The sequence below is a fragment of the Mucilaginibacter sp. RCC_168 genome (assembly GCF_041355315.1).
Taxonomy (GTDB): Bacteria; Bacteroidota; Bacteroidia; order Sphingobacteriales; family Sphingobacteriaceae; genus Mucilaginibacter.
Window position 1 is genome coordinate 1 of sequence record NZ_JBFUPN010000062.1, and the last position, 1,439, is coordinate 1,439.

The window sequence follows — 1,439 nt, forward strand, 5'->3', positions numbered from 1 at the left end:
TAGAAGTTTCACAGTAACTTAAAGTTAACAAAAGTGAAAACTAAAACCCGAAGCCATGGAAACAAATTTAAGAGATTTTAGTGGAGAAAAGATCTATGTAGGTATAGATTCTCATTTAAAGAGTTGGCACATCACTATCCTGTCAGAGGAAATGGAGTTACGGAATTTCACCCAGGAACCGGACAGCAAAAGCTTGGCATCGTTTTTACGAAGGCATTACCCTGGAGCAGATTACCGATGTGTTTATGAGGCTGGTTTTGCAGGCTTTGGCGTGCAAAGAGCATTAAACGAAGATGGTATTAAGTGTATGGTTATTCATCCGGCGGATGTACCTACCAGTGACAAAGAGAAAAGGCAAAAAAACGACCGGGTCGATAGCCGTAAGTTAGCCAGGGGATTAAAGAATAAAGATTTTCAGCCGATCTATGTTCCCGATGTTGAGCAGCAGCAAGACCGGTCGCTGCTTCGTATCAATGATAAGATTACCCGTGATATTACCCGTGTGAAGAACCGGATAAAATCATTTTTAATGTTCTTTGGTATGGCTGTTCCCGCTAAATTTCAGGGTAAGAACTGGAGCAAGGGGTTTATGGCCTGGTTAGCAGCGATCAACCCGGGCGGTCAGGCAGATATCAGTTTCGGGGTATTATTAAAAGAACTGATCATGCTTAATGAACAAAGATCCATATTAGAGAACCAGGTTAAAGCACTGGCGCTGAACGATAAGTATAAACAACGCGTAACCTGGTTAATGTCTATTCCAGGTATCGGCCTGCAAACGGCAATGATACTATTAACAGAAATTGGTGATATTAACAGGTTCCCGACATTAAAAGAGTTAAGCGCTTACTTTGGCCTGATACCCGATTGTCATGATAGTGGTGACACTAAACGCACGGGCGGTAATACCAAACGTGGCAATGTATATCTGAAATATATAATAATTGAAGTCTCCTGGATGTGTATCCGTTATGATTCTTCTTTACTGTTGGCTTATAAATCAGCAGTAAGAACGAGCGATAAAAATAAAGCCATTGTTAAAGTAGCCCGAAAGCTGCTTAACCGGGTGCGGTTTGTACTGAAGAATAAAACGAACTATCAAGTGATGATGTCCTGAGAAATAAATAAATAGCTATAAACTATACATGCGGGTCAACGCCGGAAGCAATCTGTGACGCGCTCATTGCTATCGAGAGATGTTCACTTTGTAGAGTTTGCGTCCCGCATCTATTAACATAACAACAAACTTGTGACCCTGGCTTGCCAAGGTGTTCACTTAGAGAAGAATGGTTTATAGATTATGGCAATCATGTTGAAATATGGATAACTCTTCGAGTTAACCACATTCCAACATGGTAGTAACAACTATTGCCTTTTTTTAAAGAATATGAATAAAATTTCATCCAAAACTTGTTTTTCAACATAGAAGATTGCTTCGT

At 40.2% G+C, this 1,439-nt stretch carries 1 protein-coding gene; it reads left to right on the top strand.

All coding sequences use genetic code 11. The annotated features are described in order from the left end of the window. Nucleotides 1-55: 55 nt before the first annotated feature. Nucleotides 56-1,117, top strand: coding sequence for an IS110 family transposase (locus AB6735_RS27950; RefSeq protein ID WP_370999471.1), 1,062 nt, complete (start codon nt 56-58; stop codon nt 1,115-1,117). The last annotated feature ends 322 nt before the right edge of the window (nt 1,118-1,439 follow it).

Excerpts from the sequence above, each read along its gene's own strand:
- AB6735_RS27950 (WP_370999471.1), top strand. The coding sequence starts at position 56 with ATGGAAACAAATTTAAGAGATTTTAGTGGAGAAAAGATCTATGTAGGT.